This is a genomic window from Halomonas cibimaris (genome assembly GCF_055379665.1).
The window spans coordinates 636834-658577 of sequence record NZ_AP043828.1; the positions used below are offsets into that span (position 1 = coordinate 636834).

General features: G+C 63.2%; 20 protein-coding genes. 12 read left to right on the top strand and 8 right to left on the bottom strand.

The window, feature by feature from the left end:
* Positions 1-236: 236 nt before the first annotated feature.
* The 5 genes from ACZ415_RS02930 (at position 237) to ACZ415_RS02950 (ending at position 6904) form a co-directional block, all read left to right on the top strand.
* Positions 237-2273 (top strand): TonB-dependent receptor domain-containing protein, encoded by a 2037-nt coding sequence (locus ACZ415_RS02930; RefSeq protein ID WP_344701722.1) that lies wholly within the window; start codon positions 237-239, stop codon positions 2271-2273.
* Between the two features lie 138 nt (positions 2274-2411).
* Positions 2412-3779, top strand: a complete 1368-nt coding sequence (locus ACZ415_RS02935) for a GntP family permease (RefSeq protein WP_344701725.1) — start codon at positions 2412-2414, stop codon at positions 3777-3779.
* A 108-nt stretch (positions 3780-3887) separates the two neighbouring features.
* On the top strand, positions 3888-4859 hold the full coding sequence (locus ACZ415_RS02940) for a glycine betaine ABC transporter substrate-binding protein (protein ID WP_344701727.1): 972 nt from the start codon (positions 3888-3890) through the stop codon (positions 4857-4859).
* Positions 4860-4920: 61 nt separating this feature from the next.
* A complete protein-coding gene (locus tag ACZ415_RS02945) occupies positions 4921-5631 on the top strand; it encodes an SIMPL domain-containing protein (protein ID WP_344701729.1) in 711 nt (236 codons plus the stop codon).
* Between the two features lie 148 nt (positions 5632-5779).
* Positions 5780-6904, top strand: coding sequence for an RNA-guided endonuclease InsQ/TnpB family protein (locus tag ACZ415_RS02950; protein WP_464387746.1), 1125 nt, complete (start codon positions 5780-5782; stop codon positions 6902-6904).
* Between the two features lie 96 nt (positions 6905-7000).
* On the opposite strand, the gene ACZ415_RS02955 is transcribed toward ACZ415_RS02950, so the two are convergent.
* Together ACZ415_RS02955 and ACZ415_RS02960 are read right to left on the bottom strand one after the other, a co-directional pair.
* On the bottom strand, positions 7001-7627 hold the full coding sequence (locus tag ACZ415_RS02955) for an exopolysaccharide biosynthesis protein (protein ID WP_344701414.1): 627 nt from the start codon (positions 7625-7627) through the stop codon (positions 7001-7003).
* Positions 7627-8076 (bottom strand): tellurite resistance TerB family protein, encoded by a 450-nt coding sequence (locus tag ACZ415_RS02960; protein WP_344701416.1) that lies wholly within the window; start codon positions 8074-8076, stop codon positions 7627-7629. The genes ACZ415_RS02955 and ACZ415_RS02960 overlap by 1 nt, the downstream gene beginning before the upstream one ends.
* A 168-nt stretch (positions 8077-8244) precedes the next feature.
* Here ACZ415_RS02960 and ACZ415_RS02965 point away from each other — a divergent pair, with 168 nt between their 5' ends.
* On the top strand, positions 8245-8985 hold the full coding sequence (locus ACZ415_RS02965; RefSeq protein ID WP_344701418.1) for a ZIP family metal transporter: 741 nt from the start codon (positions 8245-8247) through the stop codon (positions 8983-8985).
* A gap of 77 nt (positions 8986-9062) precedes the next feature.
* On the opposite strand, the gene ACZ415_RS02970 is transcribed toward ACZ415_RS02965, so the two are convergent.
* From ACZ415_RS02970 to ACZ415_RS02980, 3 genes are all read right to left on the bottom strand, one after another.
* Entirely contained in the window at positions 9063-10217 is a 1155-nt protein-coding gene (locus ACZ415_RS02970) for an iron-containing alcohol dehydrogenase (RefSeq protein ID WP_344701420.1), read from the bottom strand.
* A gap of 151 nt (positions 10218-10368) precedes the next feature.
* Positions 10369-11130 (bottom strand): ABC transporter permease, encoded by a 762-nt coding sequence (locus ACZ415_RS02975; RefSeq protein WP_344701422.1) that lies wholly within the window; start codon positions 11128-11130, stop codon positions 10369-10371.
* The gene (locus tag ACZ415_RS02980; RefSeq protein WP_344701424.1) at positions 11127-12065 is read right to left on the bottom strand and encodes an ABC transporter ATP-binding protein; all 939 of its coding nucleotides are present in this window, start codon (positions 12063-12065) and stop codon (positions 11127-11129) included. The genes ACZ415_RS02975 and ACZ415_RS02980 overlap by 4 nt, the downstream gene beginning before the upstream one ends.
* A gap of 276 nt (positions 12066-12341) precedes the next feature.
* On the opposite strand from ACZ415_RS02980, the gene ACZ415_RS02985 reads away from it, so the two are divergent.
* Together ACZ415_RS02985 and ACZ415_RS02990 are read left to right on the top strand one after the other, a co-directional pair.
* Entirely contained in the window at positions 12342-14075 is a 1734-nt protein-coding gene (locus tag ACZ415_RS02985) for an OPT family oligopeptide transporter (RefSeq protein WP_344701426.1), read from the top strand.
* Between the two features lie 12 nt (positions 14076-14087).
* Entirely contained in the window at positions 14088-14630 is a 543-nt protein-coding gene (locus tag ACZ415_RS02990) for a hypothetical protein (protein ID WP_464387747.1), read from the top strand.
* Between the two features lie 97 nt (positions 14631-14727).
* On the opposite strand, the gene ACZ415_RS02995 is transcribed toward ACZ415_RS02990, so the two are convergent.
* Genes ACZ415_RS02995 through ACZ415_RS03005 form a run of 3 tightly spaced genes read right to left on the bottom strand, consistent with a single transcriptional unit; the run spans position 14728 to position 16822 of the window.
* On the bottom strand, positions 14728-15978 hold the full coding sequence (locus ACZ415_RS02995; RefSeq protein ID WP_344701430.1) for a molybdopterin molybdotransferase MoeA: 1251 nt from the start codon (positions 15976-15978) through the stop codon (positions 14728-14730).
* On the bottom strand, positions 15971-16492 hold the full coding sequence (gene moaB, locus ACZ415_RS03000) for a molybdenum cofactor biosynthesis protein B (RefSeq protein WP_344701451.1): 522 nt from the start codon (positions 16490-16492) through the stop codon (positions 15971-15973). The genes ACZ415_RS02995 and moaB overlap by 8 nt, the downstream gene beginning before the upstream one ends.
* A 15-nt stretch (positions 16493-16507) precedes the next feature.
* Positions 16508-16822: a DUF1244 domain-containing protein gene (locus ACZ415_RS03005; RefSeq protein WP_344701432.1), complete on the bottom strand. Its 315-nt coding sequence runs from the start codon at positions 16820-16822 to the stop codon at positions 16508-16510.
* 264 nt (positions 16823-17086) lie between these two features.
* Here ACZ415_RS03005 and mobA point away from each other — a divergent pair, with 264 nt between their 5' ends.
* The 4 genes from mobA to moaA all read left to right on the top strand — a co-directional run bounded on the left by mobA (position 17087) and on the right by moaA (position 21729).
* Positions 17087-17686, top strand: a complete 600-nt coding sequence (mobA, locus tag ACZ415_RS03010; protein ID WP_344701435.1) for a molybdenum cofactor guanylyltransferase MobA — start codon at positions 17087-17089, stop codon at positions 17684-17686.
* Positions 17683-18972 (top strand): molybdopterin molybdotransferase MoeA, encoded by a 1290-nt coding sequence (moeA, locus tag ACZ415_RS03015; RefSeq protein WP_344701437.1) that lies wholly within the window; start codon positions 17683-17685, stop codon positions 18970-18972. The genes mobA and moeA overlap by 4 nt, the downstream gene beginning before the upstream one ends.
* A gap of 270 nt (positions 18973-19242) precedes the next feature.
* Positions 19243-20613 carry an RNA-guided endonuclease IscB gene (iscB, locus tag ACZ415_RS03020; protein ID WP_464387748.1) on the top strand — a complete coding sequence of 457 codons (1371 nt, stop codon included), beginning with the start codon at positions 19243-19245 and terminating at the stop codon, positions 20611-20613.
* A 72-nt stretch (positions 20614-20685) separates the two neighbouring features.
* Positions 20686-21729, top strand: a complete 1044-nt coding sequence (gene moaA, locus ACZ415_RS03025; protein WP_344701439.1) for a GTP 3',8-cyclase MoaA — start codon at positions 20686-20688, stop codon at positions 21727-21729.
* Positions 21730-21744: the final 15 nt, after the last annotated feature.

Below are 21744 nucleotides of genomic sequence, written 5' to 3' on the forward strand. Positions count from 1 at the left end.
AACGCCGTTCCTCTAACCGGGCCGCCAACGCGGCCCGGTTTTTTGTGCTCGACGTTTACGACACACGTTTGCGGCACACGTTTGCGGCGAACGCTGGGCAACGATTCCACGCCGTCGCGGCGGCGCTGTAGCACGAAAAATTCCCGTATGGATGCGATAGTTATTGCAAATAAAAAGTATTCCCATTAGCTTATAGCGCGTTGCTAATTCACACACCGCATCCGTCAGGGAACCTCATGTCATTTCTTCCGCCCCGGCAGGCCTTACGTCCCCACTCCCGGTTTTCCCAGCGCGGGCTGGCGCTGGCCATGGCCGGACTCGCCAGCGCCGCTGTCCAGGCCCAAGACACCGCCAAGCTTGACGATGTGGTGGTCACCGCAACCGGCCACCAGCAGCAGACCAAAAATGCGCCGGCCTCAATCAGCGTGATCGATCGCCAAACCCTTGAAGACAAGGCCTACCGCGACGTCACCGACGCGCTGAAAAACGTGCCCGGCGTCATCGTCACCGGCGGCGGCTCCTCAAAGGACATCAGCCTGCGCGGCATGGGCGCCAAATACACGCTGATGCTGGTGGACGGCAAGCGCCAGGGCTCCCGCGAGACGCGCCCCGGCAGCGACGGCCCGGGCATCGAGCAGGGCTGGCTGCCGCCGCTTTCCGCCATCGAGCGAATCGAGGTCATCCGCGGGCCGATGTCATCGCTTTACGGCTCTGACGCGCTGGGCGGGGTGATCAACATCATCACCCGCAGCGTCGAACGGGAATGGGGCGGCAGCGTCACCGTCGACACCACCATTCAGGAAGACGCCGACTCCGGCGACCGCCAGCAGAGCCGCTTTTACGTGGGTGGGCCGCTCACAGAAGACGTGCTCGGGCTCAAGGTCTACGGGCAGTACACACAGCGCGACGAAGACCGCATCGTCAACGGCTACAGCGACCAGCGCCTGGCCAACGCCACGGCCGAGCTGAGCTGGAACGTCTCCGAGGATCACGATCTGTCCCTGGAAGCCGGCTATAGCGAGCAGGAGCGCACCACCAATCCCGGCAAGTCCATCGCCGAAGAAGGCCGGCGCGGCCCCAACACCCGCTCCACGGATGAATACGACCGCCGCCACTATACGCTCAGCCACCAAGGCAGCTGGGATATCGGCACCTCAGACAGCTACGTGCAGCACGAGAAGGTCCGCAACCCCAGCGCCCGGGGCGGCATCGACTACGAAAACACCGTGTTCAACACCCAGACGGTGCTGCCTTTGGGCATGCACATGCTAACGCTTGGCGGCCAGTACGGGGCGCAAAAGCTCACCAGCCAGGGCAACACCCTGGCAGACGGCGAAGGGCAGATCGACCGCTGGCAGTGGGCGCTGTTCGTTGAAGACGAGTGGATGCTCACCGAAGACTTCGCCCTTACCGGCGGCGCGCGCCTGAACAAGGATGAAAACTACGGCACCCACTGGACGCCGCGGCTTTACGGCGTGTGGAACACAACACCGCAGTGGACAATAAAAGGCGGAGTGACCAGCGGCTATCGCGCCCCGGACCTGCGCTACACCGCGCCGAGCTGGGGCCAGGCCACCGGCGGGCCCGGCGGCAACGCCCTGCTCATCGGCAACCCGGATCTGGAGCCGGAAAAAAGCCTGAACAAAGAGCTGGGGGTGCGCTGGGACAGTGACGGCGGCGTTCAGGCAGGGCTCACCGTCTTTCACAACAAGTTCAAAGACAAAATCGCCGAGGACCCGGTGTGCTACAGCGGCGCCTACCGCGGCGACGACGTAGCACCGGAGTGCATCGTGGCAGGCGACGACCACGAATACGCCTATATCGATACCCGCAAGAACATCGACAAGGCCGTGACCCAGGGCATTGAAGCCACGCTGACCCTGCCGCTGGCCGAGACCTACTCGCTTACCGCCAGCTACACCTATACCGACTCCGAGCAGAAAAGCGGCGATGACAAGGGCGCATCGCTCAACAACCTGCCCGAGCACATGGCCAATGCCACCCTGGACTGGGCGCCGCAAGGCCCGCTTTCCGCCTGGACCCGGGTCAACTTCCGCGGCCGCTCCAGCGGCGCGCCGCAGTTTCACGGCAGCAGCGGCCGGGAAATCCCCTCCTACACCTTCGTTGACGTGGGCACCACCTATCAGCTCACGCCCAGCGCCAAGCTGTTTGGCGGCGTGTACAACGCCCTGGACAAAAACGTGAACTACGCCGACTTCGAAAAGGTCCTCGACGGCCGCCGCTACAATCTAGGCCTTACCGTGGCGTTTTAAGCGCCGGGTGCCCGCGCCAAAGTGCGGGCACAAAACGCGGCCGCCTCTTTACTTTTTCCTGGCGGATGCGTATTAAAGCATCCGGCGACGCGGCGACTCCGCCGCCCAACAGAAAAACGCAACCTGCCGGGGATCACCATGGGTCTGATCGTGACATTACTGCTGGTGGTGGGATGTATCATCCTGGCCACCAGCAAGTTCAAGCTGCATCCGTTTCTTGCTCTGCTGGGCGCGGCGTTTATCACCGCATTTGCCTACGGGCTGCCGATCGACTCGATAGTCGAGACCGTCACCGCCGGCTTTGGCGGCATTCTGGGCTACATCGGTCTGGTCATCGTGCTGGGTACCATTATCGGAGTGATCCTGGAAAAAAGCGGCGCGGCGATCACCATGGCCGACGTCATGATCGCCAAACTCGGCGATCGCTTCCCTACGCTGACCATGTCGGTGATCGGCTACATCGTCTCCGTTCCGGTGTTTTGCGATTCCGGCTTTATTATCCTCAATTCACTGAAGGAGTCGCTGGCCAAAAAGCTCGACACCTCGCCCATCGCCATGAGCGTGGCGCTGGCCACCGGGCTTTACGCCACTCACACCTTTATTCCGCCCACGCCGGGGCCCATTGCCGCTGCGGGCAACCTGGGGCTTGAATCCAACCTGGGGCTGGTGATTGCCGCCGGCATTCCCGTGGCTGCGGTAGCCGCCCTTGCCGGCATGTTCTGGGCGCGGCGCTTCGTCAATACCCAGCCGGACGTGGACGATACCCTGACGGAAGTTGATGCCCGCCACCAGCACCAGGACTGGGAAGCGCTCAAGGCCAGCTACGGTCGCCTGCCCCGGCCGCTGGCGGCGTTCGCGCCGATCATCGTGCCCATCGCGCTGATCTGCATCGGCACCGTGGCCCGGCTGCCCGCCGCGCCCTTCGGCGAAGGCAGCGTCATGGCCGTGCTCAGCCTGCTGGGCCAGCCGCTGGTCGCCCTGCTCATCGGTCTTTTGCTGTCCACAACGCTGCTGAAAAGCGACAGCAAGATCAGCGAGTTCAGCGAGCGCATCAGCGAAGGCATCGTCTCTGCCGCGCCCATTCTGCTGATTACCGGGGCCGGCGGGGCGTTCGGCGCGGTGCTCAGCGCCTCGCCGCTGGGCGACTATCTGGGCAGCACGCTTTCCGCCCTGGGCATCGGCATTTTCATGCCGTTTCTCGTCGCCGCCGGGCTGAAGTCCGCTCAGGGATCGTCCACCGTAGCCCTGGTGACCACTTCAGCGCTGGTCGCGCCGATGCTTGACGCGCTGGGCCTGGGCAGCGACATGGGCCGCACGCTGACGGTGATGGCCATCGGCGCCGGGGCGATGACCGTTTCCCACGCCAACGACAGCTTTTTCTGGGTGGTTTCGCGCTTTAGCCGCATGAGCGTGGGGCTTGCCTACCGCGCCCAGACCCTGGCGACGCTGGTACAGGGCGTCACCGCCATTGTGCTGGTCTACCTGCTGTCGCTTTTGCTGCTGTAGCCGCTTTTTGCCCTCCGTGCGCTTGGGCGGGTAAGCTTTGGCTCTGACCTTTTCTTCGTCAACGTTCGGTGCATGGACGTTTCATTCGCGGATTTTCAAGGAGCCATCATGTATTCCCACCAACGCTTTGTTCCGCCCGCCCTGGGCGCCGCCGTGCTCATCGGCGCGCTTGCCGCCGGCGCTGCCGCCGCAGCCGAAGAGCCCGCCGAGGTGCGCTTTGCCGTGCCTTCCTGGCCCGGGGTCACCGTCAAAAGCGAGCTTGCCGGCCAGCTGCTGGAAGCGCTGGGCTACGCGCCCCAGCAGCAGGAGCTGGGCTCCACCATTGCCTACGAAGCGCTGAACCAGGGCGATGTGGACGTCTACCTCGCCGCTTGGCTGCCCGGCCAGAGCGCCTCCTACGATACCGCCATGAAAGAGGGCGTGATCAACGATCTGGGCAACAACGTCGACGGCGCACGGCTGGGCTTTGCCGTGCCCACCTACGTCTATGATGCCGGCGTGACTTCGGGTGAGGACCTCAAGGATCCTGAGCTGCGCGAAAAATTTGGCGATACGATTTATGCCATCGAAGTAGGCTCGGGCATCAGTGAGATTCTTGACGATAACAGGGACAAGGACACCTACGATCTGACCCGGTGGAACGTATCCGAAACCTCCACTCCGGGCATGCTGAGCACGGTCAAGTCCGCACTACAGCGCGAAGAGTGGGTCGTCTTCACCGCCTGGACGCCGCACTGGATGAACATCGAATACGACGTGCGCTACCTTGACGACCCTGAAAACTTCTGGGGCGACGAAAGCGGCCGCAGCAACGTGCGCACCCTGGTCACCCAGACCTTTGCCGAGCAGCAGCCCAACGCCACCCGGCTTCTCAACCAGCTGCGCTTCAGCGCCGACGACCAGAGCGCGATGATCTACGGCTACAGCTTTGACGAAAAGCCCGCCGACGACGTCGCTCGCCAGTGGCTGCAAAACCACCCCGCGCAGGTCAAGACCTTTGTCGACGGCGTAACTACCCGCAGCGGCGAGCAGCAAGCCTGGCCCGCCGTGCAGGACGCGCTGGAGATTCCCGACGCCTGATCGGCCCCCCGCACGTCACTGGCTAATCCAGCATCCATCCAGCCCAACACAGAGGGTCGCTATGCGTATCGTTCCCGCGCTGATTTTAGGCGCCGCCGGCATTATCGCCGCTACCTTCATCGGCAGCGGCCTGACCGATCTGGGCACCGGCGACCGCTACGTGACGGTAAAAGGCCTGGCCGAGCGCGACGTCACCGCCGACACCGCCCTTTGGCCGCTGCGCTTTGTGGCAACCGGCGACACCCTGGAAAACGCTCAGGCCAACGCCCGGGAGAGCCAGCGCGCCGTCATGGCCTTTCTGGACCGCCAGCAGATCGACACCGACGCAGTAGAGCTGCAAAAACTCAGCGTCAACGATACCAGCGCCGACCCCTACCAGAGCAGCGACGGCGGGCCGACCTTCATCATCAACCAGACCCTCACCGTGCGCAGCCAGAATATCGATCGCGTGCGCCGGGCCGCACAGGCCATCGGCGAGCTGGTGGATGCCGGCGTGGTGCTGTCGTCCGACTACGGCGACAGCGGCCCTAGCTATCTGTTCAGCCGGCTCAACGACATCAAACCGGAAATGATCGCCAACGCCACCGCCGCCGCCCGGCAGTCCGCCGAGCAGTTTGCCGAAGACGCCAACGCCGAGGTGGGCAAGCTTCGCCGTGCCAACCAGGGCGTGTTCCAGATCCGCGCCCGGGACCACGCCGCCGGCGTCAGCCAGACCCAGCAGGCGGAAAAGACCGTCCGCGTGGTCACCACGGTGGACTATTACCTGAAATAAGCGGTGGCGCCCAGGCGCCGGACACGCCTGATGGAACGGGTTACCAAATAGCGCGTAAAGCATCGCCCCATGCGGGCGGTGATAAAAGCGCGCACCGCAACGCGGTGCCGGGGTTGAAGGTTCCATCACCACCTGATATTTATACAAAATGACGAAACGTGCCTACAAGGAACGGTTTTATCCGACGCCCGAACAAGCCGCCTTGCTGGCGCAATCGTTTGGCTGCGTGCGTTTTGTCTGGAACAACACCCTGGCCTATCGCACCGAAGCGTATCAGCAGCGCGGGGAAACGCTCACCCACTCGGCAGCAGAAAAGCGGCTGGTCGCCCTCAAGGCGGAATATCCGTGGCTGAAGGACGTGTCCAGCGTGATCCTGCAACAAGCCCTGCGCGATCAAAAAGCGGCCTTCGACAACTTCTTCAATCCGACGCTCAAGGCGCGATATCCGCGCTTCAAGGCCAAGGATGGCCGGCAATCCATCCGACTGACCAAGGCTGCCTTCCGCTACCGGGACGGCGAGATCACTATCGCCAAAACGAAAACACCGCTACCGATCCGCTGGAGCCGGCCACTGCCCGGCGCCCCGTCCAGCGTGACGATTTCACGCGACCGTGCAGGCCGCTACTTCATCAGCTGCCTGTGCGAATTCACGCCCAAGCCGTTGCCGGCCACGTCCCGTACCGTGGGTATTGATCTGGGGCTGACCGACCTGTTCATCACCAGCCAAGGGCAGAAATCCGGCAACCCACGCTATCTCAAACGGTATGCCGCCAAACTGGCCTACCTGCAACGCCGGCTGGCGAAAAAACAAAAAGGCTCGAACAACCGCCACAAAATGCGCCTCAAGGTGGCGTGTCTGCACGCCAAAATCGCGGACTGCCGCCGCGACGCCATGCACAAGGCGACTCGAACGCTGGTCAACGAAAACCAAGTGATCTGCGTCGAGACGTTGAACATTGTCGGCATGCTCAAAAACAGAACACTGGCCAAAGCCATCAGCGATGCCGGGTGGGGCGAGTTCCTGCGCCAGCTGGCCTACAAGGCCGACTGGGCGGGCCGCCAGCTCATTCAGGTCAGCCAATGGCTGCCCAGCAGCAAGACGTGCCACGAGTGTGGCCACCGGATTGAAAGACTGCCGCTATCGCAGCGCCACTGGCACTGTGATGGCTGCGGCCAAGCCATTGACCGCGATATCAACGCGGCCAGGAATATCGAAACCGCCGGACGGGCGGGGGTAGCCTGTGGAGCGACTGGATCGGGGGCTGTGGCCTAATCGTCACGGTCTAGTGAAGGCGTGTTGAAGCAGGAAGGTTCTCGGGGTGACCCAGGAACCCTCGCCCAAAGCGCAGTGCGCGGCGGGCGGGGAGTGTCAGAGCACGCTCAGGCCTACCACGGCAAAGGTCGCTGCGGTCAGGCCCAGGCCCAGTAACAGCGCCAAGCCGTCCCGGGCCACCAGCCCCAGCCCCAGCAGCGTTAGCGCAAGCCCTGCGCCGTTGGCGCTGAAGGGGATGAACTCCATCGGCGGCATGGCCAGCGCAATGGCGATGCCCGTAAGCGCGGTAAGCCGGCTGCCCCAGTAGCCGGTGAGCCACGGCAGGCGCACGCGCAGCAGCCGGTCTACCCAGCCGGCAGGCTTTTTCAGATACGCCAGCGCCTTGTCGAGCTTGTCCCGGGAGATGCTGCGCCTGAGCAGCCAGCCGGGCAGCCAAAAGCGCCGCCGCCCGGCCAAAAGCTGCCCGGCGGTGAGCAGCACCAAAAGCGCCATGAGGGTGGGCATACCGGGAATATCGCCGATCAGCGGGGCCAGCGTAATCAGCCCGGCAACGAGCAGCATGGGCCCGAAGGAGCGCCGGTCGATGGCGGTTAAAATGTCTTCTACGCTGACCCTGGGGTGGCGGCGTTCAATGCGCTCCAAAAGCGCCAGCAGCTGGGTCAGGCTCGCGGTGGGCGGAACGTTTTCAGGCGCCAGCGTGCGATCGGCGGGAGCATCCGACATCAGCGCGGCTCCGTTTCGAGCTTGGCGCGAATAAAGTCGCCGTGGCTGACGTATAAAAGCCCTGCCAGCCGGCGAATACGGTGCTCTTCCTGAGGGTCGATCGTGCCGTCGACCCAGGCCATCTGCCACATCAGTTTGACCAGCTCAAAGCGCTGAACCTGATCGTAATGGCGGCTGATCAGGCGCACAAAGCGGTAATGATCAACCGATTCATCGGTGGTTTTTTCGGCCAGCGCCATAAGCTCATCGACGTCGGCGGCCTTTACGGAAAGCCTTGAGACCAGCATGGTGCGCAACGCCTCGCGTTCGCTGGCGCTTGTGTCAAAGTCGGCGCGCATGATCTCGCACAGCAGCGCCGCACAGGCCAACTCCAGGGTAAGCGCAGGATTCTGGCTGCGTTCGGGCGCGGCCAGTGCGCGCTGAAAAAACCGGGTGACAGCGTCCAGCATGTAGGGCTCCCGTTTATCGACGTATAGCATCACAAGTACACAGTGTCGCCTGTGACCGCGCGCGCCGGCCAAAGTTGCAGCGTCTACGTTTCTATCCGACGCTGCCCGGCTCGCCTTTGTCTCTTTTTCTATCTTCTTTCTACTTTTGACTCGTCAACGAGGCCGCCCATGGACACTTCGCTCTGGTTTATCATCGCTGCCGCTATGCTGACTGCCGTTATGACCGGGGTCGGTGCGCTGCCCTTTTTGTTCGTCAAAAGCCTGGGGGCGCGTACCATGGGCTGGTCCAACGCCGCCGCGGCCGGTTTGATGCTGGCCGCAAGCCACAGCCTGATCGCCGAGGGGGTCGCCCTTGATATTACCCTGACGTTTGCCGGCGTGCTGCTCGGGCTGGGCGCGATCGTCGTGTCGGACAAGCTGCTGTCCAACAAAGGCGAGGTTGAAATAGCAGAGCTCAGCGGCGCTAACGCGACCAAGGCGCTGATGATTCTGGGCATCATGACCGCCCACTCTTTTGCAGAGGGCGTGGGCGTAGGCGTTTCCTTTGCGGGCAGCGACGGGCTTGGCGCTTTCATCACTACCGCCATTGCCTTTCACAACGTGCCGGAAGGTTTGGCCATTGCGCTGATTATGGTCCCGCGCGGCACTCCGGCCTGGAAAGCCGGCCTATGGGCCATCTTCACCAGCCTGCCGCAGCCGCTGATGGCGCCGCCCGCTTTTCTCTTTGTGGAAACCTTCCGGCCGCTGCTGCCGGTCGGGCTCGGGGTTGCCGCCGGGGCGATGGTCTGGATGGTCTTTTCGGAGCTGTTTCCGGAAGCGTTAAAGCGCGTCAGCCATAGCTCGGCTGCCACGGTGGCCACCCTGGGGTTTGCCGCTATGATGGCCTTCCAGATGCTCGTACTCGCCTAGCAAAGAAAACGCCCCGCCGATGCAGCGCGGGGCGTGGTGCGGCCGGGCCTTTACCGGGCGCCGGCTTAGCGGTGCGCTTACATGGCCGCGCGGAAAATCGCGGCCACTTCCTCATCGTTTAGCCGGCGCGGGTTGGTCGCCGCGCATACGTCTTGCTGCGCGTGCTTGACCATGGTGTCGATGTCTTTTTCCTGCACGCCCAGCTCGCTGAGCGTGCGGGGAATGCCCACGTCGCTGGACAGACAGCGGATGGCGTCTATCGCCTGCTTGGCGGCGTCGCGCACCGCCAGCCCCTCGATGTTTTCCCCCAGGGCCTGGGCAATGTCGGCGTAGCGCTCCTGCGCGGCCATCAGGTTGACCTCGCAAACGTGGGGCAGCAGCAGCGCGTTGCACACGCCGTGAGGCAGATCATACATGCCGCCCAGCTGGTGGGACATGGCATGCACGTGGCCAAGGCTTGCGTTGTTGAACGCCATCCCGGCCAGATACTGCGCATACGCCATGCGATCGCGCGCTTCCAGGTTATCTCCGCGCGCCACGGCCACGCGCAGGTAGCGCGAAATCAGCTGCATCGCCTGCAGCGCGCACGCATCGGTAATCGGGTTGGCCGCTGTGGAGACATAGGCCTCTATCGCATGGGTCAGCGCATCCATGCCGGTCGCAGCCGTCAGCGAAGGCGGCATATCCACCATCATCGATGGATCGTTGATCGCCAAATCCGGCGTAACGCGCCAGTCAACGATGGCCATTTTCACGTGGTTGGACGTATTGGTGATGATGGTAAAGCGCGTCAGCTCACTGGCCGTGCCCGCCGTGGTGTTGATCGCGATAAAAGGCGGCAGGCCAGCGGCCGACTGATCAAGCCCTTCATAGTCGGCGATGGCGCCGCCGTTGGCCACGACCAGGCCGATGCCCTTGCAGCAGTCATGGGAGCTGCCGCCGCCCAGTGAAATCAGCATGTCGCACTGGGCGCGCTGATAGACGTCTACGCCCTGCTCGACGTTTTCGTCGGTGGGGTTGGGGACGGCGTCATCGAAAATTTCGTAGGCAATGCTCGCCTGCTCAAGCAGATCGGTGACCTGTTTGGTGTACCCAAGCCGGGTCATGCCCTTGTCGGTCACGATCAGGGGCTTTTTCCCGTTCAGAGACGTTACGCGCTCGGCAAGCTCCGAAAGGACGTTGGCTCCGAACAACGATACAGAAGGCATGAAAAAACCAGCAGTTTGACTCATGTTCCATTCCTCGCTATAGGCCGCAGCCCAGAGAAGCCGCTGCGGCTTGGGTTTGTCCACCGATGATAACCCGGTTACCACAGACGGTGCTTGACGCATGGCAACAAAGCACAGCAAGACAGGCCATACGGTGTGGCAAAAGGCCGCACTCTCAGGGTTTAAGGCGGTAGCCGGTGCGAAAGATCCACGCCACGGTGGCCAGACACAGGCACAAAAACAGCGCAATCACCGCAACGCTGGCGCCGACGCTTACGTCGCTGATGCCGTAAAAGCTCCAGCGAAAGCCGCTGACCAGATACACCACCGGATTGAACAGCGTCACGCCCTGCCAAAACGGCGGCAGCATATCGACGGAATAAAAGGTGCCGCCGAGAAACGTCAGCGGGGTAATCACCAAAAGCGGCACCAGCTGGAGCTTTTCAAACCCGTCGGCCCAGATGCCGATAATAAAGCCAAGCATGCTGAAGGTTACCGCGGTGAGCACCAGAAACAGCAGCATCCACAGGGGGTGCTCGATGCGCAGCGGCACAAAAAAGTTGGCCGTGACCAGAATGATCAGCCCCAGCAGTATCGATTTCGACGCCGCCGCGCCCACATAGCCGATGACGATTTCCAGATACGAAATCGGCGCGGACAAAAGCTCATAGATGCTGCCGGAGAACTTGGGAAAAAAGATGCCGAACGAGGCGTTGGACACGCTCTGGGTCAGCAGCATCAGCATGATTAGCCCGGGCACGATAAAGGCGCCGTAGCTCACCCCTGCCACCTCGGAAATGCGCGAGCCGATGGCTGCGCCAAACACCACAAAGTACAGCGAGGTGGAGATCACCGGCGAGACAATGCTTTGCAGCAGCGTGCGGCGCACCCGGGAAATTTCGGCTTTGTAGATGGCGCGAACGGGATAGAAATTCATGCCGGCTCCTCGATCAGGTCAACAAAGATATCCTCCAGCGAACTTTGCCGGGTGTGCAAATCCTTGACGCGGATATCAGCGGTTTTCAGTGCGCTCAACAGCGCGGCGATGCCGGGCTCCCCCTCTTCTCTGGCCGCGCCGTCGTAGGTGTAAACAAGCGAGGCGCCGTCGTCGGCCAGGCGCAGGGCAAACGGTGCCAGCGCATCGGGCACGCGCTCAAGCGGGGTGTGCAGCTGCAGGGTGAGCTGTTTGCGACCAAGCTTTTGAATCAGCGCGGCCTTTTCTTCCACCAGCACTACTTCACCGTGGTTGATCACGCCGATACGATCGGCCATTTCCTCGGCTTCCTCGATGTAGTGGGTGGTGAGAATAACGGTCACGCCGTCGTCGCGCAGCCGGCGCACCACGTTCCACATCTCCCGGCGCAGGGCAACATCGACCCCGGCGGTGGGTTCGTCAAGAAACAATACCCGAGGTTCGTGAGACAGCGCCTTGGCAATGAGCACCCGGCGCTTCATGCCGCCGGACAGCGTCATCAGGCGGTTGTTGCGCTTGTCCCACAGGGCCAGCGCGCGCAGCACCTTTTCGATATGCGCCGGATTTGGCGGGCAGCCGAACAGCCCGCGGCTAAAGCTCACCGTGTTCCACACCGTTTCAAAGGCTTCGTTGGTCAGCTCCTGGGGCACCAGGCCAATGCGCGAGCGCGCGGCCCGGTAGTCGCGGATGATGTCGTAGCCGGCCACGCGGATCTCTCCGCTGCTGGGGGAGACAAGCCCGCAGATAATGCTGATCAGCGTGGTTTTGCCCGCACCGTTGGGGCCGAGCAGAGCAAATATTTCGCCGCGCTGGATCTCAAGATCCACGCGCTTTAGCGCCTTAAAGCCGCCCTCGTAGGTCTTGCCCACGCCGTCAATACGGATAATGGGATCGTTCACCGCGCGCTCCTTGCCAACGTGTAAGGTCGTCTAGGTTAGCACGCCTGGCAGAGCACGCGGCACACCGCGATCTGGCCCCGGCCTGGCCGCTGTACCTTCGCACCCGGCCGCCCCGCAGAAGGGCGGGCCCTTGGCCAGGCTTGAATAGCGCTGCCTTTTCAGCGTGAGACCGCTTTCCTATGTACGTCATCTGTATTAGCATTTTTCAATACCTGCAGAGCGTGCGCCATGCACGCGTTTTTTTCGTCCATTCATTGCATAAAGCCTGGAAACAGCATGTCTGATAAAAGCCCTCCCGCCGGTCCGCTGATGCGCGGCCCCTATCCGGAACTCACGCCCCATGCCGTCATCGTGGGGTATTTTCTGGGTATTATTCTGGCCGTTTCCATTGGCTATGCGTCCTTGAAGCTGGGCTTTTCCATTGAAGGCTCAGAGCTTGCCGCGATTTTGGGTTTTGGCATCCTGCGCGGCATGCTGCGCCGCCGCTCGATTGTGGAAAACAACGTGGTGCAAACCGTGGCCTCGGGGGTCAACGGGGCCTCGTCCGGCATGATGTTTTCCGTGCCGGCCATTTTCATTCTGGGTTACGGCACCGAGTTTAACCCTTACGTTCTCACGTTCGGCGCCATCGCCGGGGCCTTTTTGGGCATCGCCTTTATCATTCCCCTGCGTAAACAGATGATCGACTACGAACGCCTGACCTACCCCGGCGGGGTGGCAGTGGCGTCGATTTTGAAATCCCCCGGCGCCGGCATCCGCAAGGCATCGCTGCTGGTGGGGGCGATGCTGCTTTCCGGTGTAGTACACATCGTCTCGCTGGTTTCAGGCGTGGAGTACTGGCCGCTGTTTGAACAGCTCGGGCTACCGGCGTATCTCAACGGCACCTGGTATCTATCGCTGATGACCGTCGCCGTTGCCTTTATCGCCGGACGCGGCGGGCTTGCGTTTATCATCGGCGGTTTTGTGTGCTATTGGGTTTTAGCCCCGCTGCTGGCGCTCACCCATGCGTTTCCCGTCATTGACGGGGTCACCATCACCGACCCTGACGCGCTGCGCCTGATACTTTTCCGGCCTACCGGGATCGGCATGCTGATCGGCGGCGCCGTTGTAGGCGTGTTCTTTGCCCTGCCGCTTATTACCTCGGCGATCAAATCGATGCAGTCATCGGCCAAGAGCAACGCAGCGCTAAGCCGTGACGAAATGCCCATCAAGCTGCTTTACTTTGCGGTGATAGGGGCGGCCATTTTGCTCGGCGTAATGGCGGTCACCTCGGCCAGGGAAGTGGGTCTGCTGCGCGGCGTCACCATGGCCGCGCTGGGTACTGTGTGGATCTGGATGGCAGGGATTATCCTGTCGGAATCCATTGGCCGCACCAACTGGTCACCGCTTTCGGGAATTACCCTGATTGCCGTAACCCTGCTGATCATGGTGACCCAGATGTTTGGCGGCATGAGCACCGGCCCGGCGATCATCGCCGCAATTACCGTCGGCGCTGCGACATGCGTGGCGATGAGCCAGGCCACCGACCTGATGCTGGATTTGAAAACCGGCTACCTGGTCGGGGCGACCCCGCGCCAGCAGCAACTGGGCCAGTTCATGGGGGCGTGGCTTGGCCCTATTGTCGTGATCATTTTGATTTTCATGCTGCACAAGGCCTTCGGCCTCGGCGGCAAGGAGTTTCCCGCGCCGCAGGGGCAGGCGCTGGCTTCCATGATTGAAGGCATTACCGGCGGCGATGTGCCGTCCGCAAAATACATGGCAGGAGCGCTGCTGGGCGGTCTGCTTTCCCTGCTGCAAACCGGCCTGGGCATTACCGTCGGCCTGGGTTTTTATCTGCCCTTCAGCATTGTTTTAACCTACGCCGTTGGCACCCTGGTGCGAGAAATCGTCGACCGTACCAAAGGCAAAAAGTGGGCAGAAGATAAAGGCATTCCGATTGCCGCCGGCCTTATCGTGGGCGAAGCCCTGGTCGGTGTGGGCAACGCCGTTTACGTTATAGCCGCCGCCTAAAAGGAAGATATGATGAAAAACGTAGCCTTTGTTTTTGTGATTCTGGCCTTTTTAGGCGGTGCTTTTCTTACCTCGCTTGATGCCGAAAAGGTTGACTGGCTTTTTTTCCTGCCCATCGTCACGCTTGGCTTTATAGGGGCGTTCTTTTATATCAGAGCGTCCAACAAAGCCGCGATTCACGGCGACACGCTGAAAAACAACCAGGCGGTGATGGCCACCTCGCTGCATCGTATCGTGGCGAATCTCGACGCCCTGGAAGGTCGCAAGGACAGCATCCCGACCTATGAAATGCGCTTTGAAATTGATCGTGTATTTCGCGATGACTTGATGCGCTTTGCCGATGCCCGTAACAGCATGAAACACCTTTTCGGCATTCAATGTTTTGCCGACATCATGAGCTCCTTTGCCGCCGGCGAGCGCTATATCAACCGCATCTGGTCGGCCTCGACCGATGGCTATATAGACGAGGTGTTATTGTACATCTCGAAAGCCAACGCCCAGTTCAAACATGCCCAAGAGGTCTTCGATGCTGCCCAAAGGCAGGTGAATTCTTGAGCTCGTCGAGCCAAAAGCGCCGGGAAGGCGACGCGGCGTAGGCGGCCATACGCAAGGGCGGCTGCCGGCGCCGCGAGCCCGCCGGCAGCCCAGCGGTTTATCCGCCGGCAAGCCACAAACAGGTGACCGCATCGCCCTTTGCCACCGTGGCATCGGGCGGTACATCCACCAGCACATCAGCGTCTACGCAGGACGACAGCACCCCGGAGTTCTGGTCGGCAAAAGCTGTCGCCACCGGGCCCTGGGGGGTGAACGCCAGCGCGGCGCGCATATAGTGGCGGCGCGGGCCGGTACGGGTGGCAAAGTCGGCGGTGGCGGTCATCGCCGGCAGCGTGGCAAGCGCGGCGCAGCCGGTCAGCGCGCCCATCAGCGGGCGCAAGAAAAGCCAGGCGCCGACAAAGCTTGACACCGGATTACCGGGCAGCCCCACAAAGCGCGCCTCGCCGCCCTCTTTGGCCTCGCCGCCGTGCTTGGGTAAACGCCCCAGGGCCAGCGGTTTGCCCGGGCGAATGGCCAGCCGCCAGAGATCCAGCCGGCCCAGGCGCTCCAGGGCGTTTTTAACGTGATCTTCCTCGCCTACGCTAACCCCGCCGGTGCTGACCACCACGTCGGCCACCTCGGCGGCCTCACGGATGATCGCTCGGGTCTGGCCAACGTCGTCAGGCACGTTCACCCGGCGGACCACCTCGGCGCCGAAGCTTTCCAACAGACGCGTCAGCATGGGGCGGTTGCTGTTGTAGAGCTGCCCCGGCCCCAGCGGCGTGCCGGGGTCGATCACTTCATCGCCGGTGGATAAAAGCGCCACCTTCGGCCGGCGGCGCACCGCAACCTCGACGATACCCTGCCCGGCCAGGTGCCCCAACGCGGCGGCGTTGAGCCGGGTACCGGCGGCCAGCAGCTCTTGGCCGTAGGCCACGTCTCGGCCGCGCCGGCGGATGCTGTCGCCGGCGCTCAGCCCGTCGGGGAACACGGCATGGTCGCCGTCGCGCTCAACGCGCTCTTGCATCACCACGCAGTCTGCCCCCGGGGGCAGAGGCGCGCCGGTAAAAATCCGCGCGCAGCTGCCGGGCAAAAGCGCCTCGGGGGCGCTGCCGGCGGCTATGCGCTGGCTCACCGGCAGCCGCTTGCCGGCGTCTGCGGCGCGCAGGGCGTAGCCGTCCATGGCGCTGTTATCAAACGCCGGCACGTCAAGACGCGCAATTTGCGCATCGGCCAGCACGCGCCCGCCGGCCTGCTCCAGCGCCAGCCGCTCGCCGGCCAGCGGAGTGACGCCTTCCAGCAGCGCGCCCAGCGCCTGCTCTACGCTGCCCGGCTCGGCAGAAAAGTGCGAACAGGTATGCTCAGCCATGCTGCCCCCGCCCCGGGATCACCAGGCTGGCAAAGTTGCACGGCTTGTGGCGGCTGTCGAGCTGCTCGGCAAGGATGCCGTCCCAGCCGGTGCAACAGGCACCGGTAGAGCCGGGCAAGCAGAAAATGACGCAGCCGTTGGCAAGCCCGCCGAACGCGCGGCTTTGCACCGTGGAGCTGCCGATTTCATCGCCGCTGAGCTGGCGAAAGCGCTCGCCGAAGCCCTGCACTTCCTTGTCCAGCAGCACCGTCACCGCTTCAGGGGTGGAGTCACGGCCGGTAAAGCCGGTGCCGCCGGTGGTCAGCACTACCTGAACGTCAGGATCAGCGATCCAGCCGGCGACGATGGCGCGAATGCAATAGACGTCGTCTTTGACAATGCGCTTGGCCACCACCTGATGGCCGGCGGCGGTGGCCCGTTCGACAAGCGTCCGGCCGCTTTTATCGGTATCCTCGGTGCGGGTGTCAGAAATCGTCAGCACGGCAACGTTCAGCGGTACCGGCGCCTCGCTCATGGGCTCGTTCATCGGCTAGGCCTCCTGCTTTTGTGCCTGGCGCGCCTCGAAGGCGGCCAGCTGTTCGGGGGTGGCTTTTTGCTGGTAGCGGGCTTTCCACTCGCTATACGGCATGCCGTAGACATACGCTCGGGCGGCGTCGTAGTCGAGCGCCTCGCCGCGCTGCTCGGCCTCGGCCACCAGCCACTTGGCCAGGCAGTTGCGACAGAAGTCCGCCAGGTTCATCAGCTCGATGTTTTGCACTTCCTTGTGCGCGTCGAGGTGGCGCAACAGACGGCGAAAGGCCGCGGCTTCAAGCTCGGTACGGGTTGAAGGGTCCAGCGCTTGCATGAAAAATCTCTTCTAACGGGCCGCTTGAAAAGCAGCGTAAATGACGGTGGAACAACGCGTCCGGCCAGCTTAACAAAATGCACGCCGGCGGCCAGGGCCGGCATGGCCGTGCCGATCGCCGGAAACACTGACCGATCGGTCAACAAACGGGCTGGACAAAGCACCAGCCGCAACGCCATCATTCCCATACTCGACCGGTTGACTCAGGTATAGCACGCCCCGCCGCACAGCCAAAAACGCCGGCGGCGGGCCACGGAGACCCGCATGATTTCCCCCCATGATCTTACAGGGCTGATTCTCGCCGGCGGCCAGGGGCGCCGCATGGGCGGGCGCGACAAGGGCCTGGAGCGGCTGGCCGGACGGCCGCTGGTAGCACACGTCAGCGAGCGCTTTGCCGGCCGGGTCAGCGAGCTTTTGATCAGCGCGAACCGTCACCCCCGGTGCTACGCGCGCTACGCAGATCGCGTACTGGCCGATCAGCATCCCGGCTATCCCGGCCCGCTTGCGGGGCTCTACGTCGGGCTCTGCGCGGCGCGAACGCCCTGGCTTGTGGTGGCACCGTGCGATACGCCGGCGCTGCCCGACGACATCGCCGCGCGCCTGATCCATGGCCTGGGCGAGGCCGACATCGCCGTGGCCCACGACGGCCAGCGCGCGCACCCGGTAGTGGCGCTGCTGCGTACCGATCTTAGCGAGGCGCTGGGCCAGGCGCTTGACGCCGGCGAGCGCTCGGTCAGCGGATTTTACGCCGGCCACCGCGTGCGCTACGTAGCGATGGCCGACAGCGCCGCCGGGCTTGTCAACGTCAATACGCCGGCGGATAAAACACGCCTTGAAGCCACACGGGCCGAGGAGGCCTTATGAGCGCATCGTCATCCCCTTGTACCACCGAGCCGCTGTCCTGCTTTGCACTGGATGATCAGCTGCTCAACGTAGATCAGGCCCGTCGCACCCTGCTGACGCTGGTCGAAACGCCGCTTTGCCACGAACGCGTGGCACTGCCCAACGCCCACGGCCGGCGGCTGGCGGAGCGCATTATCGCGCCGATCGACGTGCCGCAAAATACCAACGCCGCCATGGACGGCATCGCCCTTGCCTGGCAGCCCGGCCAATCCCGCTGGCCGCTTGTCGGCCGGGCGCTGGCCGGGGTGCCCTTTCGGGCGACGCTATCTGCCGGTGAGTGCATAACCATTGCCACCGGCGCGCCGCTGCCGGCCGGCGCCGATACCGTGATTATGCGCGAACAGCTGACCCAGCACGACGATGACGTCGTGGTCAGCACTCCTGAGCGCGTGCGCACCGGGCAGAACGTACGCAGGGCCGGTGAAGACATTGCCCGGGGCAGCGTAGCGCTTGACGCCGGCGAGCGGCTCGATGCCGCAAGGCTCGGCTTTGCCGCCTCTCTGGGCGTTGACGAGGTGACCGTGTATCGCCGTCCTCGGGTGGCGGTTTTCTCTACCGGAAGCGAAGTCACCGCCCCGGGCGAGGCCCTGCCGGAGGCGGGCATTTTTGATGCCAACCGCTTTACCATCAGCGGGCTTTTACGCGAGCACGGCGCCGAAGTGGTTGATCTGGGCATTCTGCCCGACTGCCCGGCCACCATCCGCCAGGCCCTTGATCAGGCCGCCAAAAAGGCCGATCTGGTGCTGACCAGCGGCGGGGTTTCCATGGGCCAGGCCGACTACACCCGCGAAGCCCTGGGGGCGCTGGGCAAGCTGGCCTTCTGGCGCGTCGCCATGCGCCCGGGCAAACCGCTGGCCTGCGGCTGGCTGGGCGAGGCGCGCACGCCGTTTGTCGGCCTGCCGGGCAACCCGGTGGCCGCCATGGTCGCCTTTTTACAGTTTGTCGCACCGCTGCTCGGCCGGCTTCACGATCAACCCGATCCCACGCCCCGGCGGCTAACCGCCGCGGCGGATGAAGCGCTGAGCGGGCGCGAAGGCCGCTGCGACTTTATCCGCGGGGTGTACAGCGTAAGCGCCGGCGGGCAGCTGACGGTGCGCAGCACCGGCGCTCAAGGCTCCGGTATACTGGCGTCAATGGTAGATGCCAACTGCCTGATTGAACTACCCGACACCTGCGCGGCGGTATCGCCGGGCGAGACCGTCACGATTCAGCCGCTGAGGAGAGATTCGTCAACTACCTCTCCCTGAAGGGAGAGGCTTGTGAAAACAGGCCCGGTTGACCAGGGAGAGCGGGCAACATGGCCACTACGTTGATAGCAGGTCGTCAAGACTCACCGCCGAATGCTTCCTCAGTTCGGCGCTCTGAAAGGTCGGGATCATGCGGGCGCAAGGTAAAACGCCGAAGGTCTTGACCGCTGCCGCCAGGCAGGAGCCGGTTATCGACATTCCCGAGGGGAGACGGATCGAACGATCCGCGACACAAGGCCCGTAAGGGCATGAACACGGGAGGAAATCGCCATGGCGGTTTTCGTATGGGATAAACACAAGCAGCCGTTGATGCCGTGCAGCGAAAAGCGTGCCCGATTGCTGCTGGAACGCGGTCGCGCCGTAGTACACAAACGCTACCCGTTCACGATCCGGCTCAAGGATCGGGTAGGCGGCGACACGCAACCGCTTCGCCTGGGCATTGACCCCGGCAGCAAGACCACGGGGCTGGCGCTGATGCGTGAATCGGACGGTGAGCAGCGCCATGTGCTGTGTCTGTTCGAGCTTTTGCATCGCGGCTTCCAGATCAAAAAGGCGCTGGAGCAGCGCGCCGCGTTTCGGCGCCGCCGCCGCTCGGCCCATCTGCGCTACCGGGCGCCACGGTTTAACAACCGCACGCGCAAAGCCGGCTGGCTGCCACCATCGTTGCAGCATCGTGTCGATACCGTCACGGCCTGGGGGGAACGGCTGCGCAGGCTCGCCCCCATCACCGCGCTGGATCAGGAGTTGGTGCGCTTTGATACCCAGCGGCTCGACAATCCGGAGATAAGCGGCGTCGAGTACCAGCAAGGCACGCTGCTCGGTTACGAGGTGCGGGAGTATCTGCTGGAAAAGTGGGGGCGGGCATGTGCCTACTGCGGCGCCACCGAGACGCCGTTGGAAGTCGAGCATGTTGAACCACGCAGCCGGGGCGGTTCCAACCGCATCAGCAATTTGACGCTGAGTTGCCGCGCCTGCAACCAGGCGAAGGATACGTTGCCGCTGGCGGACTTTTTCGCCACCGACAAGGGCTTGAAGAAGCGCCTCAAGGCCACCGGTATGTCGGCAAGCGCGCAGCTTGAACGCGTACAGCGCCAGCTCAAGCAGCCGCTACGCGATGCCAGTGCAGTCAATGCGACCCGCTGGGCGCTGTTTAATGCCCTCAAGGCCACCGGCTTGCCGGTGACGGTCGGCACGGGTGGCCGTACCAAATACAACCGCCAGCGGCTCGGCATCCCCAAGACCCACGCCCTGGACGCCGCCTGCGTCGGCCCAATGGACGCCTTGCACCATTGGCAGGTGCCGACGCTGACGATCAAGGCCACCGGACGCGGCAGTTATCAGCGCACTCGGCTGACCCGGCACGGCTTTCCGCGTGGCTACCTGATGAGACAAAAACAGGTTAAGGGCTTTCAGACCGGCGACATGGTGAAAGCCATCGTGCCCGCCGGCAGGAAAGCCGGCACGCATACGGGCCGTGTGGCCGTGCGCAAAACCGACCGCTTCAACATCCAGACGCAACAGGGGGCAGTGCAAGGCATTTCGTACCAATACTGCACCCTGATTCAGCGCGGTGATGGCTACGGCTACCACCTCACACCATCCATCAACCACAAGGGAGGAGCGGGACAGGCGGTAGCGTAATCCGGGTCGCCCTGCGGGCGACGCGCTATCCCTCCCGGCACTCGAAGTACCGGGTATCCCGCGCAAGTTCTGATGACGCGCGATCCACAACCAACGCAACGGCCACACCGTTCACAGCGGCCGCCCCAGCAGCAGCTGATCGACAGCTTCGGCCGGCGGGTCAACTATGTGCGCATGTCGGTCACCGACCGCTGCGACTTTCGCTGCGTGTACTGCATGAGCGAAGACATGACGTTTCTGCCCCGGGCCCAGGTGCTGACGCTGGAAGAAATGGGCATGATTGCCCGGGCCTTCACCGAGCTTGGGGTGGAAAAAATCCGCCTGACCGGCGGCGAGCCGCTGGTACGCGGCGGCATTACCCAGCTGGTGGACCACATCGGCGCGCTGCCCGGGCTTGATGATTTCACCATGACCACCAACGGCGCCAGCCTGCCCAAGCACGCCGAGGCGCTCTATGCCGGCGGGCTGCGCCGGCTCAACATCAGCCTGGACTCGCTGGACGCCGAGCGCTTCAAGCGCCTGACCCGCACCGGCAACCTTGACAAGGTCATCGAGGGCATCCGCGCGGCCAAAGCGGCCGGCTTTGCGCGCATCAAGCTCAACGCGGTGATTCTCAAAGGGCGCAACGAAGACGAAGTGCTGGACCTGGTGGAATTTGCCCGGAATGAGGGGCTGGATATCAGCTTTATCGAGGAAATGCCGCTGGGCGATGTCTCCGATCATTCCCGGGCAGAAACCTACTGCTCCAGCGACGATGTGCAAAAGCGCATCGAGGCGCGCTATCCGTTGATTCCCACCACCGAGGCCACGCCGGGGCCGTCGCGCTATTTCCGCATGGCGGACAGCGACTCGCGCATCGGCTTTATTTCACCGCACAGCCACAACTTCTGCTCCACCTGCAACCGCGTGCGGGTCACGGTGGAAGGCCGGCTGCTGCTGTGCCTGGGCAACGAGCATTCGGTGGACCTGCGCGCGGTGCTGCGCCGCTACCCGGGCGACATGGACGCGCTGAAAACCGCCATTATCAATGCCATGCCGCTCAAGCCCGAGCGCCACCACTTCACGACCGACGGGGACGTACAGGTGGTGCGCTTTATGAACATGACCGGTGGTTGACGTTCTCCCCTGCCT